The following is a 13,952-nucleotide window of genomic DNA, read 5'->3' on the forward strand; positions in this document are numbered from 1 at the left end:
CGCAGCAGCGACGTCGAACCGCGCGGCGACTCTGCGCCAGGCACTCAACGAGCCGGGTTCGAGGACAGCTTTTTGCGCAAGTCATGCACGGCGTCACCGGCAACGCTGCTGGCCCGGTTGCCCCATGCGTTGCGGATATAGGTGGTCAGTTGCGCCACCTCCGTATCGTCCAGCCTGTCCGCGAAAGCGGGCATGGCCAGCCCGGTGGGATCGGCGCGGGTGGCCGGCACGTGGGCGCCCTGCAGGATCACCGCGATCAGCGTATCGGGTTGGACCGCCTGAATGGCCGAGCTGTTCTTCAACGGCGGAAACGCCCCGGCCTCGCCGGTGCCGGCGCGCAGATGACAGCCTTCGCAGTTGTCGAGGTACAACGCTGCGCCGGCCTTCATCGTGTCGGCATCCGCGGCGGCCACGGCTTTTTCCCCGGCAGCCGGCAGGCTCTTCAGGTAGACGGCGATGGCGCGACGGTCAGGCTCGCTCAGGTACTGGGTCGACATCTCGACCACCTCGGCCATCGGTCCGGCCGCGCTGGCTTTCGCGTTGTGGCCGCGGGCCAGGTAGCCGACGATGTCCTGCTCGCTCCAGTCGCCGAGGCCGTCGCGCCTGCCGCCGGCCAGGCTCGGCGCGAACTGGTGCTCGGCGAAACCACCATTCAGCGGGTGATCCGTGTCGACGGCGCCGGCGAAGTTCTTGTCGCCGTGGCAGGCGCTGCAATGCCCGACGCCCTGCACCAGGTAGGCACCGCGATTCCACTGCGCCGACTTCGTCGGATCCGACTGGTAGATGCCTTCGTCGAAGTACATGCCGTTCCACACCGCCATCGCCGCCCGCATGCTGAGCGGCCACGGCAGCCTGGTGGGCTTGTTGTCCTGGCGCACGGCGGTGACGGTGCCGAGATAGGCCCGGATGTCGCGCACGTCGTCGCGGCTGATGCGGGTGAACCACGGGTACGGAAACGCCGGATACAGATGGTGGCCGTCGCGCGAGATCCCTTCATGCATCGCGCGATAGAAGTCGTCCTCGCTCCACGCGCCGATGCCGGTGTCGCGATCGGGCGTGATGTTGGTCGAGTAGATCGTGCCGAACGGCGTCGGTACCGCGCGGCCGCCGGCGAACGGCGCGCCGCTGGCAGCGGTATGACAGGACATGCAGTCACCGGCCCGTACCAGATAGCGGCCGCGCGTGGTCGAGGCATAGGGCCCGGGGCTGGTGCGCGCGACATCGGTCGAGTTGGCGGCAACCATGCCTGCGCCCAGCAGCAAGGCGCAACCCAGCGACAGCGAGCGTCCGCTATGCGGCATGTTCATGTCGTCACCAGCGGGCCGGGATTCTTCAGATAGCGCTTCATCGCATCGGCCGCCCAGAACGTCAGCGCGCCAATCGTGCCGGTCGGGTTGTAGCCGGGGTTCTGCGGAAACACGCTTGAACCCATCACGAACAGGTTTGGCACGTCCCACGATTGCAGGTACCGGTTCACCACGCTGGTCGCCGGATCGTTGCCCATCACCGCGCCGCCGGTGTTGTGGGTGGTCTGGTACGGCACGATCGAGTAGCGGCCCTCGCGCTTCTTCACGTGATGGGTTGCGGCCGGTATCGCTTGCGCGATCTTGGCGGCCTGGTCGGTGAGGTAATCGGACATGGCGTGCTCGTTCGGCTGGTAGTCGAACGTGAGGCGCAGCAGCGGGCTACCGTAGTCGTCGCGCCAGGTCGGGTCGAGGTCGAGATAGTTGTTGCGATAGCTCATCACGCTGCCGTGGGTGGCGATCGAGGCAGAGGTCAGGTAGTTCTCGTGCATCGCCTTCTTCCAGCCGGCACCCCACTTGGGCGCATCTTCGGGAAGGTAGTGCTGCAGGATCGGGCGGCCGCCGGTGTTCCACAGCGCGATGTAGCCGCCGCCGATGAAGCCGAGCGGACCGTGGTCGAAGTTCTCGCCATTGAAGTTGTCGACCGCCTGGCCGAGCGCGCCGGCACCCATGAACGGGTTGAGGATCTCTTTCTGGAAGATGTCGACCGACGAAGTGATCTGGTAGGCGTAGTTGCGCCCCACTACGCCCACGCCAGTCCGCGGATCGTACGGCGTGCCAATCTTCGACAGCAGCAGCAGATGCACGTTGTGCTGGGCGAACGCGCACAACACCACCAGGCCGGCGGGCTGCTCGAACTCGTTGCCGTCCACGTCGACATAGGTGACCCCGGTGGCGAGCTTGCCGCGGCCGTCGGTGTTGACGCGGATGACGTTGCTGCGCGGGCGAAAGCGGAAGTTGTCCTTCTTCAGCAGCACCGGCAGGATCGTGGTCTGCGGGCTGGCCTTGGAATAGTTGCCGCAGCCGAACCACTCGCAATAGCCGCAATAGGTGCACTGGCCCATCTGCACGCCGAGCGGGTTGCGGTACGGCTGCGATGCATTGGCTGCCGGGCACGGAAACGGGTCGAAGCCCGCCGCGCGCGCCGCCTTGTCGAACAGCACGGTCGACGCGCTGCGCTTGAGGGGCGGCAGGGGATACTCGCGCCGTCGGGCACCTTCGAACGGATTGCCGCCGGCCTGCTTCGCGCCGCCGAGGTTGCCGGCCTTGCCGGATACGCCGCACAGGTATTCGAAACGGTCGTAGTGCGGTTCGAGTTCGTCGTACGTCACGCCCCAGTCCTGCAGGTTCATGCCGGCGGGAATGAAACCCTTGCCGTAGCGCTGCTCGACCTGGCTGCGGATCTCGAAGTCGCTGGGCAGGAAGCGCCAGCATTGGCCGTTCCAGTGCACGCCGGCACCGCCGACGCCCGCGGCCGGCAGGAACGAGCCGAGATGGCGCATCGGCAAGGCGGTCTGGTCGGCGCTGTCGCGGAAGGTCAACGTCTCGCGTTCGGGCGACTCGAAGATCTGCTTGCGCACCGCGTACCGCAATTCATCCTGGATGATGTTGGTGGCGAAGTCCGGCACCGTATCGCGGAACTCGCCGCGCTCCAGCGCCAGCACCTGCGCACCGGCATCGGTCAGTTCCTGGGCGACGATCGCCGCGGTCCAGCCGAAGCCGACCAGCACCACGTCGACCGGGGGAAGCCTGGTCGCCATCAGGGCTCTCCCATGCCGCGCGCACCCGGATGGCGACCGACCAGGCTCACGAACGGCTGCGTATACGGTTGGCCGAACTTGTCGATCTCCTCGATGTAGTTGTAGCGCGGGCCGGGGAACCCGATCAGCTTCCAGCCGGCAAAATCGCGATTGCCGCCGTAGGCCGGATCGGCCAGATAGCCCTCCTGGGTGTTCTGCCAAAGCAGCGCGAAGAACGTCTTGGCGGGCACGTTGGCCAGCTCGACCTTGCCATCCTCCAGCGCGTGCAGCACCTCGTCCTGCTGCGCGGCGGTCAGTTGCGCGAAGGGCTTGCCGTACTGCTGCGAGCAATGCGCCTCGATGCCGCCGATCGCTTCGCGATAGATCTGCGCCGGCGTGTACTTCAGCTGGAAACCCTGCTGGTCGGTGCCGGCAGGCCAAGGCCCCTGCATGTACCAGCGTTCGGCGCGGCCATAGGCACCGGCAAGCTGCAGGTCGATGAACTGCGTGATGCCAGCTTCGTTCGCACCGGCGCCGAGCGCATCGGCAGGAATCAGCCGCTGCGTGGCGGCGTCGATGAAGTTCTTCTCGGCCTGGCTGAAATACACCGGCGCGGCTGCGTGCGCGGACGGGTTGTACGTGCGGCAGCCGCCGAGCACGCCCACCGCGGGAACCAGCACCGCCACGGTCCTCAGGAACGCGCGGCGGGAAGCGTCGGCCGATGCATCACCGGCGATCGGGAGGTTTCCTTTCCGTCCATCGGCAGGCATCGACATCAGCGGCTCCCTCGGCAGAAAGCGGCAGCTTAGAAATCGCCCGGTGAAGGTTCAGTAGTGCTCGCGCCGACGCAGGAACTTTCGCGCAGAAGAATCTTCCGTGCGCGCAAGGCGATTCACGCACCATCGACGGTGCGGCCCGGCACGATGCAACCGGGCGTCGACACCGACGCCGCGATTATCCGGGAGGACAGCAAGCATGAACGCCAACCCCACCGAACCCTGCGCGCATCCGGGCTGCGGCTGCAAGGTCAGCGAGCCGCAGCAGTACTGCAGCGATCGCTGCCGCCAGCAAGTGACCAGCGACGGCGAATGCGGCTGCGGACATTCCGATTGCATCGTGCAGGAAGCATTGCATCGCATGGACGACCACTGATCGGCGCGTGCGGCTGGCCTGCCGTGGCCGCCGTGGTCAGCTGGCCTTGCGGGTCGTCGTGCGTTTCGCGGCCTTCTTGGCCGGCGCCTTCTTCCGCGGCGCGGCAACCTTCCTGACGGCCGTCTTGCGCGCCGTTTTCGCGACGGCCTTTTTCGCCGGGGTGCGTTTGTTGGTGGCCAGGCTCTGCTGCAGCAGCGACATGAAATCGACCACGTTGGTGGTGGCGTTCTCCGGGGTCTCGGCTTCTTCGTCGGGCGGCGGCGTGACCACGCCGCTGGATTTCATGCGCTTCTCGATGACCTTGCGCAGGCGGTCGCGGAACTCGTCGCGATAGTCGTCCGGCTTCCATTCGTCGCTCATCGATTCGATCAGCTGTTCGGCCATCTGGATCTCCTTGTCCGAGACCCGGTACTCCGACGCCTTGCCTTGGGGAATCTTGTATTCCCCCGCGTCGACCAGTTCCTGCGGATAGCGCAACAGCATCAGCATCAAGGCGTCGCCGCGCGGCATCACGGCCGACAGGTACTCGCGCGTGCGGATCACCACGCGCGCGATGCCGATCTTCCCGGTGCGCTTGAGCGTCTCGCGCAACAGCACGTAACCCTTCTCGGCCTTCTTGCCCGGCACCAGAAAATACGGCTTTTCGAAGTACTCCGGGCCGATCGAATCCGCGTCGACGAAGGCTTTCACGTCGACGACTTCACGGCCTTCGGACGAGGCGGATCTGATGTCCTCGGGCTCCAGCACGACGTAGCTGCCCTTGGCGTATTCGAACGCCTTGACGATTTCCTTCCAGGGCACTTCCTCGCCGGTTTCGGCATTGACGCGCTCGTAGCGCACCGGCGTGTTGCTGCGGCTGTCCAGCATGCGGAAATGCAGGTCGACGCTGCGCTCGCCGGTCATCAGCGACACCGGCACATTGAGCAAGCCGAATGAGAGGGTTCCGCTCCAGATGGGTCGTGCCATGGCGTGCTCTCCGGTGGCTGGTGCGATCAGGACGCCTTCCCTTCCTTGCCGTCCTTCGCGGCGGCGTGGCGGGTTCTTTCTCCGCGCATGACGATTCTCCGGCAGCGGATGGAGAGGTCGTCCGCGGACTATTTCGATGTCGATGTGGACGCACTGTCAAATAGGCCGTGATGCGCGTTTCACCCGGGACCCACGTATCGCCCGCTAACGTGGCGCCCCGATGCCGAGTGCCCGCCAGATGTCCGCGACCAAGCATGACGCCCGAAGCACCAGGGCCACCGTCGAACGCCGGCGTGCGATCCAGGCAGCCGCAGGACGCGAGGACCGGAACGAGGCGAAGGTGAAGATATCCGCGTCTAACAGGCCTGCCAGCTGAACCCGCCGCGCCACCCGGCGGCCTTTCCAGGTGACCGATGACGTGAGCAGCCTGCGGGACTATCAGCGCAAGCGCGATTTCTCCAGGACGCGCGAACCTGCCGCCAACGATGCCGCAGCCGCCGGGCACCGGGCCATTTTCGTGGTGCAGCTGCATCACGCCAGCCGCCGCCACTTCGATTTCCGGCTGCAGGTGGGCGACGTGCTGAAGAGCTGGGCGGTGCCGAAAGGCCCCAGCTACGATCCACGAGTGAAGCGATTGGCCGTGGAGGTCGAAGACCATCCGGTGTCCTACGCCGGCTTCGAAGGCGACATAGAACACGGTTACGGCAAGGGCCACGTCGACCAGTTCGACATCGGCGTGTGGACCACCAGGGGCGATGCCGAAGAGCAGTTGCAGAAGGGGCACCTGCAATTCGAGCTGTTCGGCAAGCGGCTCAAGGGTGGCTGGCATCTGGTCCGCAGCGGCCGCAAGGAGCGCCAGCCGGCGTGGTTCCTGATCAAGGCGAAGGACACGTTCGCCGGCGACGTCGAAGCCGACGACCTGCTCGATGCGAAAATGGCCCGCAGCACGCGCGCCGCCGCGAAGACGCCAGCGACCAAGGCCGCCGCAAAGAAATCCGCGACCCGCAGGAAGTCCATCCCGAAAGCCAGGAAAGTGTCCCGGCTGCGGCTGGCCAAGGCCGCCGCGGCGCTCGCTGGCGCGCGGCCTGCGCCCGCCGACAACGATTTCTTCAAACCCGAACTGGCCCGTCTGCGCGAGACGCCCCCCGCGGGCGACCAATGGCTGCATGAGGTGAAGTGGGACGGCTACCGCATCCTCGCCGCGATCGCCGGTGGCGAGGTGAAGCTGTGGTCGCGCAACGCCTTGCCGTGGAACGATCGTCTGCCCGACATCGCGCAATCGCTGGCATCGCTCGGCCTGCATTCGGCGCGGCTGGACGGCGAGCTCGTCGCGCTGGATGCCGATGGCCACAGCGACTTCAACGGGTTGCAGCAAACCCTTTCGGGCGAGGCGCAACTGCCGTTGATCTACGTGTTGTTCGACCTGCCGTATCTCGAAGGCAGCGACCTGTCGCGGGTCGGCCTGCTGGAGCGCAAGGCGCTGCTGCAAAAGCTGCTGGCCCATGCACCGAAGCATCTGGCCTTCAGCACGCACGCGATCGGCAACGGCGAAGACGCATTCCGGGTAGCCACCGAGCAGCAACTGGAAGGCATCATCTCCAAGCGCGTCGACTCTGCCTATCATGCCGGCCGCGGCGACGACTGGCTGAAGATCAAGCGACTGGAAAGCGACGAATTCGCGGTGGTCGGCTACACGCCACCCAAAGGCAGCCGCAGCGGGTTCGGCTCGCTGTTGCTGGCGCGGCCCGATCCCGCGGTGGCGACCGGCTGGATCTATGTGGGGCGCGTGGGCACCGGATTCTCCGATCGGCAACTGCGGCAACTGGCCGGCACCATCGCCGCCAATGGCAGCCACAAACCCACCGTGAAGCTGACCGCGGTCGACCCGCTGTTGCGCGATGCGCGATGGGTCAAGCCGGCCGCGGTCGCCGAGGTGTACTACCGCGGCATCGGCAACAAGAACCTGTTGCGCCAACCGAGCCTGAAGAGCATGCGTACCGACAAGACCGCCACCGACCTTTCCGATTCGGATCGCGCCGCGCCGCGCAAAGCCGCGCCGGCGGCCAGGCCCCCCGCACCCGGCAGCACATCGGCCCGCAAGGGCAAGCCCGCGGACATCGCGATCAGCCACCCCGACCGCGTGGTGTATCCCGACGACGGCTACACCAAGCAGGACGTGGCCGACTACTACACCCGCGTGATGAAGTGGTTCCTGCCCGGCGTGATCGGCCGCCCGACCTCGGTGATCCGCTGCCCCGAAGGCACGGCCAAGGCGTGCTTTTTCCAGAAACACCTGATGCAGGGACTGAAGCACGTGGGCAGCGCGAAGCTCAAGGAAGAATCCGGCGCGCAGGCTACCTATATCTATCCGCTGGACGCCGACTCGGTGATCGAGCTGGTGCAGTTCGGCGTGCTGGAGTTCCACCCCTGGGGCGCGACCGTGGAACAGCCGGACCGTGCCGACCGCATGGTGTTCGACCTGGACCCCGGCGAGGACGTGGCCTGGGAGCGGATGATCGCCGCCGCGCGGCTGGTGCGAAAATTGCTCGACCAGATCGGCCTCGCGTCATTCCTGCGCACCACCGGCGGCAAGGGCCTGCACGTGGTGGTTCCACTCAACCCCGGTTGTCCGTGGCCGCAGGTGAAGGAGTTTGCGCGCGCCTTCGCCAGCGCGATGGCACAGGCGCATCCGATGGAGTTCATCGCTACCGCCAGCAAATCGCGACGCACCAACCTGATCTATGTGGACTACCTGCGCAACAGCCGCGGCGCCACCAGCGTGGCCTCCTATTCGTTGCGCGCGCGCAGCGGTGCCCCGGTGGCCGTGCCGCTACGCTGGGACGAGCTGGGCAAGTTGAAGAGCGGACACGACTTCGATATTCGTTCCACGCCGAAACGGCTGGCGCGGCAGCGCAAGGATCCGTGGGCGGGTATCGATGACACACGGCAGAACCTGGACGACATGATGGAGAAGCTGGGCTGAGGCACTGCCGCCGTTCGAACCGCTCGCACATGCGGCGCGCGTCGGCTCGTGGCGCGCATGTCGTGACCGCCCTGCGTACCCGGTTCGCATGGAGCCACGCAGCGGGCCGACATCCTGTCCACATCGCCTGCGCCAGACTGGCGGCATGGTGCAAGAGTTTTTCACGCAATGGCTGCAGGATGTATGGGTGCGGCTGGGACTGGCCGTGGTCGTCGGCCTGCTGCTCGCCATGGTGTTTCGCGCGGCGGCGCATGCGGTGCTGCGGCGCCTGTCGAAACATCATCCGCTGGCATCGGACATCATGCAGCGTGCCAGCGGGCCGATGGAATGGTTGATGCCGCTGCTGACGCTGTCGGTGGCACTGCGCGTCTGGCCGGCGTCGGCCACGTCCACCGCGTTCGCCCTGTTGCTGCATCTGTTGCAGATTGCGTTGCTGGCGGTGGGTACGTGGCTGGCGGTGCGCTGCATCGGTGCGTTCGAAGGCGCGGCGATCCGGCGTTACCCGATAGACGTGGCCGACAATCTGCAGGCGCGCCGCGTGGTGACCCAGGTGCGCGTGCTCGGGCGCACCGCCGATGTCGTCGTGATCGTCATCGGCCTGTCGATCATCCTGCTGACGATTCCCGGCGTGCGCGAGCTCGGCGCCAGCCTGCTTGCCTCCGCCGGAGTGGCCGGGCTGGCGATCGGACTGGCCGCCAAACCGGTGTTGAGCAACCTGATTGCCGGCCTGCAGATCGCGCTGACACAGCCGATCCGACTGGACGATGTGGTGATCATCGAAGGTGAATGGGGTCGCATCGAGGAAATCACCGGCAGCTACGTGGTGGTGCGAATCTGGGACGAACGACGGCTGGTGGTGCCGCTGAACTGGTTCATCGAGCATCCGTTCCAGAACTGGACGCGCACCGGCTCGCAGTTGATCGGCACGGTGTTCCTGATGCTGGATTACCGCATGCCGCTGGCGCCGTTGCGAGACGAGCTGAAGCGGCTGTGCCGCGGAGCGCCGGAGTGGGATGGCCGCGTCTGCGTGCTGCAGGTGACCGATGCCGGCGAACATGCCATGCAGTTGCGCGTGCTGGTCAGCTCATCCGACTCCGGCCGTGGCTGGGATCTGCGTTGCCACGTGCGTGAAGGGCTCATCGCCTATGTCCAGGCCAATCATCCCGAAGCCTTGCCGCGCTGGCGCGGCGAGCTGAAACGCAGTGGCCATCCGCCCGAACAACCGCCGACCCCGCGCAACCCCGAACCCCAGCACAGCCCTTCGCCGGAGGACGGCGGTCCGCTGCGCGACGAAGGCTAGCGGCGTCATCGGTGCTCAGTGGAAATTCCGCGACCGCGCATCCAGCGGGCCCAGCAGCGCGGTCAGATCCTGAAGACGATGGGCGATCAGATGGCTGACGCCATCCACGTGCTCCCATTGGCCTTCCACCGCCAGCAGGTGGGCTTCGAGCAGAGCGCGCCGTTGCGCTTCGGCGACGTGCCGCCACACCACCACGTTGACCAGGCCGTGTTCGTCCTCGAGGGTTACGAAGATGATGCCGCTGGCCGTCTGCGGTTGCTGGCGCGAGGTCACCAGGCCAGCCACCCGCACGCGACTGTTGTGCGGCAGGGTGCGCAGCGCCTTTGCGTCGATGCAGCGGGCCGCGCGCAACCTGGACCGGATCTGCCGCAGCGGATGCGGCCCGAGACTGAGCCCGAGTCGCGCATAGTCGGCCAGCGTATCCTCGGCCTGCGTGGGCAGCGGCAGCGTGACGGCCTGTTCGGCCGGGCTATCATGGCCGAACAGCGGCAGCTGCGCCTCGACGCCGGCGACGGCCCACCGTGCACGATGACGATGACCGGCCAGCCCGCGCAGCGCGGCCGCATCCGCCAGCAGACTCTGCTGGCGGCGATCCAGGCTGGCACGTCCGCACAGATCGGCGATGTCGGTGAAGACGCGTTGTCCACGCGCCGCCATCAGCCGCTGCGCCGCGGCCTCGGGAAGGCCTCGCACCATGCGCAGGCCCAGCCGGATCGCGCGTGAACCGGCGGCGTTGCGCGGGTCGGCTTCCAGCGTGCAGTCCCAGTCGCTGTAGCGCACGTCGACCGGGTGCACGGCCACGCGATGGCGCTGCACGTCCTGCACGATCTGGCTCGGCGCATAGAAACCCATCGGCTGCGCGTTGAGCAGCGAGCAGGCGAATGCGGCCGGGTGATGGCATTTCAGCCAGCACGATGCATAGACGATGTTCGCAAAACTGGCCGCATGCGACTCGGGAAAACCATACGAGCCGAAACCCTTGATCTGCTCGAAGATGCGCTCGGCGAAAGCCGCCGCATAACCGTTCCGCAGCATGCCCTGCATCAGCTTTTCGCGATGCGGCTCCAGCCCGCCATGCCGTTTCCAGGCAGCCATCGATCGGCGCAGTTTGTCGGCCTCGCCGGCGGTGAAGCCGGCGGCGACCATGGCCAGCTTCATCACCTGCTCCTGGAACAGCGGCACGCCGAGCGTGCGTTCCAGTACGTCCCTGAAAGCCGGCGACGGATAGACCACCGGCTCCTCGCCGTTCCGGCGCCGCAGGTAGGGATGCACCATGTCGCCCTGGATGGGGCCGGGGCGCACGATCGCCACCTGGATCACCAGGTCGTAGAAATTCTCCGGCCGATGCCGCGGCAGCATCGCCATCTGCGCGCGGCTTTCGATCTGGAACACGCCGACGGTGTCGGCTTTCCGGATCATCGCGTAGGTGTCGCCGTCGTCCGGCTCGATCGTGGCGATCGTCTTGACGATGCCATATTCGTCCTTCAACAAGCCGAAGCATTTGCGCAGGCAGGTCAGCATGCCCAGCGCGAGGCAATCGACCTTCAGCATGCGCATGGTGTCCAGATCGTCCTTGTCCCACTGGATGATCGTGCGATCCGGCATCGCCGCGTTCTCCACCGGCACCATTTCATGCAGGGGCACGCTGGAAATCACGAAGCCGCCGACATGCTGTGACAAGTGCCGTGGCATGCCGAGCAGTTCGAGTGCGAGCTTCAGCACGCGGCGGATGACCGGGCTGTCCGGATCGAAGCCCTGTTCGCGCAGCCGCTCATCGGCGCTGCTGTCGCCCCAGCCGCGGGCGAAGACATCACTGAGCTGGTCGACCTGGTCCAGCGGAAGACCGAGCGCCTTGGCCACATCGCGCACCGCGCTGCGGCCGCGGTAGCAGATGACGGTGGCGGCCAGCGCGGCGCGCTCGCGTCCGTACTTGCCGTAGACGTACTGGATCACCTCTTCGCGCCGTTCGTGTTCGAAATCGACATCGATGTCGGGCGGCTCGTCGCGGTCCTCGCTGATGAAGCGCGCCACCAGAAGTTTGTTGACCTCCGGATCCACCTCGGTCACGCCAAGCGCAAAGCACACGGCGGAGTTGGCGGCCGAGCCGCGGCCCTGGCAGAGGATGCCTTTGCTGCGCGCGAAGCGGACGATGTCATGCACGGTGAGAAAGAACGGCTCGTATTTCTTCGAGGCGATCAGTGCCAGTTCGTCGTCGATCAACTGGCGTACCTTGTCGCTCGCGCCCTGCGGCCAGCGCCAGTGCATGCCCTGCTCGGCAAGGTGGCGCAGCCAGCTGGTGGGCGTATGGCCTTGCGGGACCAGTTCCGTGGGGTATTCGTACTTGAGTTCGCCCATCTGGAATGTGCAGCGTCCGGCGATGCGCATGCTTTCCTGCAGCAAGGCCTCGGGATAGAGCTTGGCCAGTACATCGCGCCGGCGCAGATGGCGTTCGCCGTTGCGGAAGATCAACGCGCCCGCCTCGGCGATCCGCACGCGATGTCGAATCGCGGTAAGCGTGTGCTGCAGCGCCAGCCGGCGGCGCACGTGCATGTGCACGTCGCCGCTGGCCACCAGCGGGAGATCCAGCGCACGACCGGTCTCCTGGAGCGCACGCAGGCGCGCGGCATCGTCGGGTCCGCGATGCAGTTCCACCGCCAGCCACGCGCGATCGCCGAAGGTGGCGCGCAGCCAGCGGCCCTGCGCGATATCGGGCCGCAGTCCGGGCATCCACAAGGCCAGCGTCCCCGGAAGCCCGCCCCGCAGGTCCGCGCAGGTGAGCCGGTAGGTGCCCTTTTCCGACGCCCGACGCCCGCGCGTGATCAACTTGCACAGCTCGGCGTAGCCCTGCCGGTTCTCGCACAGCAGCACAAGCTTCGGGCCCTCGGCGAGCTGGAACTCGGCGCCGACGATCAGTTTCAATCCGGTCTCTTGCGAGGCCTGATAGGCGCGCACGATGCCGGCCAGCGAGCATTCGTCGGTGATCGCCAGCGCGCTGTAGCCACAGGCCCTGGCGCGCTCGAACAACTCCCCTGCATTCGATGCGCCGCGACCGAAGGAGAAGTCGGAAAGGCAATGCAGCTCGGCGTAGTCGCTCATGCGAACCAGCCCTGCAGCATCCAGCCGCTTTGTTCGCCGGGCTGGCAAAAAGCCCACGCATGCTGGCCCAGCGAGGTCTCGATCACGTAGTAATCCCGGCACGCCTCGGCGCCATCCCACCAGCCGGTTTCGAGTCGTTCGGGGCCGGCCAGGATGCGCGGCGCCGGACCGCGCAGTGGTGTGGGGCGAGCGAGCAGCCAGGTCGGGCGCGGATGCGGCTCATGGTAGGCGGCGCTGGATTCGGCTACCGCCTGCGCGCATTCGGGGCGCGGATCGGTGGTGCTGCCCAGCCGGTAGACGGCGCGGTCGCCCAGCCGCGCGCGCAGGCGCTCGCGCAGTTGCTCGATCGGCAGTGCGTTGGCCGGGCGTTCGTCGAACAGGTCGCGACCTGCCGGCACGAAGCTCGGCAGGTCGCGTGCGATCAATCGCAGGGCCAGCACGGGCTCGGGCAGTTGCACCTGCTCCAGACGGCCCCGCGCCAGTTCGAACAGCATGCCGGCGTCGCGCTCCGGCGCCAGCAGGCCCACCGGCACCTCGGTCAGCTTGCTGTCGCGATGCTCCAGCCGCAGCGTGAACCGCTGCACGCCGCCGTCCCTGCCCGCCAGGTAGGCGGCGAGGTCGCCGATCATGCGGCGCAGCGGAAACACCAGCGCGGCGATGTTCTCCACTTCGTGGCTCAGTTCGATCCGCAGATCGAAGACATCCGGCGGGCGGTAGCCGTCCAGTCCGGCCGGCAACTCGCCGATCAGGCGATCGATCGCCTGCAGCAGTTCATTCCCGAAACGCCGGCGCAGGCCATCGCGCGGCAACTTCAGCAACTGCCCCAGCGTGCGGATGCCCATGCCCGACAACGCCTCGATCGAAGCCGCCGGCAAGCGGCTCTTGCGTGTCGGTACGGCCTGCAATGCATGAGGCAGCTGATCGGGTGACAGCACCGCCCGGCCATCCCCGACCCCGGCCAGCACATAGGCTGCATGCGGCGTGGGCGCCACCGCGATGCGGTGGCGGAAACCCAGCGCGGTGAAGTCGGCGCGCAACATGGTTTCAAACCGCGGCCACGGGCCGAACAGGCCAAGGCTGCGGCTCACCTCCAGCACGATCGCATGCGGCAGCAGGCTCACCTCGGAGCTGTAGCGATACGCCACTGCGGCCAGGAAGCGCTGCCAGCGATCAGCCGCCTGGTGGTCGCAGGGCAACGCCTCGAAGGTCGTCAGCAGCGCACGGGCAGCCATCAGGCGCTGGCCCACGCGCAAGCCCGCTTCGCGCGCCGCGGCGTTGACCGCCACGATGCTGCGCGCATTGGCCGCGCCATCCACGAGCACCAGCGGATCGTGATTCGCGCGACGGCGCAGAACGCCATCCAGCGCGAGATGCGGCAACAGTACACAGGCCCACAGCATGATCGGCGGCCA

Annotated in this window: 9 protein-coding genes; 3 read left to right on the forward strand and 6 right to left on the reverse strand. The window is 66.9% G+C overall.

The window, feature by feature from the left end; translation table 11 throughout:
* Positions 1-44: 44 nt before the first annotated feature.
* From ACFPME_RS15085 to ACFPME_RS15095, 3 genes are read right to left on the reverse strand one after another with little or no spacing between them, the layout of a single operon-like run.
* On the reverse strand, positions 45-1,307 hold the full coding sequence (locus ACFPME_RS15085) for a c-type cytochrome (protein WP_377306477.1): 1,263 nt from the start codon (positions 1,305-1,307) through the stop codon (positions 45-47).
* Positions 1,304-3,064: a GMC family oxidoreductase gene (locus ACFPME_RS15090; RefSeq protein WP_377306478.1), complete on the reverse strand. Its 1,761-nt coding sequence runs from the start codon at positions 3,062-3,064 to the stop codon at positions 1,304-1,306. The genes ACFPME_RS15085 and ACFPME_RS15090 overlap by 4 nt, the downstream gene beginning before the upstream one ends.
* Positions 3,064-3,819 carry a gluconate 2-dehydrogenase subunit 3 family protein gene (locus ACFPME_RS15095; protein ID WP_377306479.1) on the reverse strand — a complete coding sequence of 252 codons (756 nt, stop codon included), beginning with the start codon at positions 3,817-3,819 and terminating at the stop codon, positions 3,064-3,066. The genes ACFPME_RS15090 and ACFPME_RS15095 overlap by 1 nt, the downstream gene beginning before the upstream one ends.
* Before the next feature lie 199 nt (positions 3,820-4,018).
* Here ACFPME_RS15095 and ACFPME_RS15100 point away from each other — a divergent pair, with 199 nt between their 5' ends.
* Entirely contained in the window at positions 4,019-4,195 is a 177-nt protein-coding gene (locus ACFPME_RS15100) for a hypothetical protein (protein WP_377306480.1), read from the forward strand.
* A 36-nt stretch (positions 4,196-4,231) separates the two neighbouring features.
* Here the strand turns inward: ACFPME_RS15100 and ku are convergent, their stop codons facing one another.
* Entirely contained in the window at positions 4,232-5,161 is a 930-nt protein-coding gene (gene ku / locus ACFPME_RS15105) for a non-homologous end joining protein Ku (RefSeq protein ID WP_377306481.1), read from the reverse strand.
* Positions 5,162-5,579: 418 nt separating this feature from the next.
* On the opposite strand from ku, the gene ligD reads away from it, so the two are divergent.
* Complete coding sequence (gene ligD, locus ACFPME_RS15110) at positions 5,580-8,144, forward strand: DNA ligase D (RefSeq protein WP_377306482.1); 2,565 nt, start codon at positions 5,580-5,582, stop codon at positions 8,142-8,144.
* 145 nt (positions 8,145-8,289) lie between these two features.
* Positions 8,290-9,444, forward strand: a complete 1,155-nt coding sequence (locus ACFPME_RS15115; RefSeq protein WP_377306483.1) for a mechanosensitive ion channel family protein — start codon at positions 8,290-8,292, stop codon at positions 9,442-9,444.
* A 15-nt stretch (positions 9,445-9,459) separates the two neighbouring features.
* On the opposite strand, the gene ACFPME_RS15120 is transcribed toward ACFPME_RS15115, so the two are convergent.
* On the reverse strand, positions 9,460-12,540 hold the full coding sequence (locus tag ACFPME_RS15120; protein ID WP_377306484.1) for an error-prone DNA polymerase: 3,081 nt from the start codon (positions 12,538-12,540) through the stop codon (positions 9,460-9,462).
* Complete coding sequence (locus ACFPME_RS15125) at positions 12,537-13,940, reverse strand: Y-family DNA polymerase (protein WP_377306485.1); 1,404 nt, start codon at positions 13,938-13,940, stop codon at positions 12,537-12,539. Before ACFPME_RS15125 ends, ACFPME_RS15120 begins: the two co-directional genes overlap by 4 nt.
* Positions 13,941-13,952: the final 12 nt, after the last annotated feature.

The organism is Rhodanobacter umsongensis (assembly GCF_042654965.1).
Classification (GTDB): Bacteria; Pseudomonadota; Gammaproteobacteria; order Xanthomonadales; family Rhodanobacteraceae; genus Rhodanobacter; species Rhodanobacter umsongensis.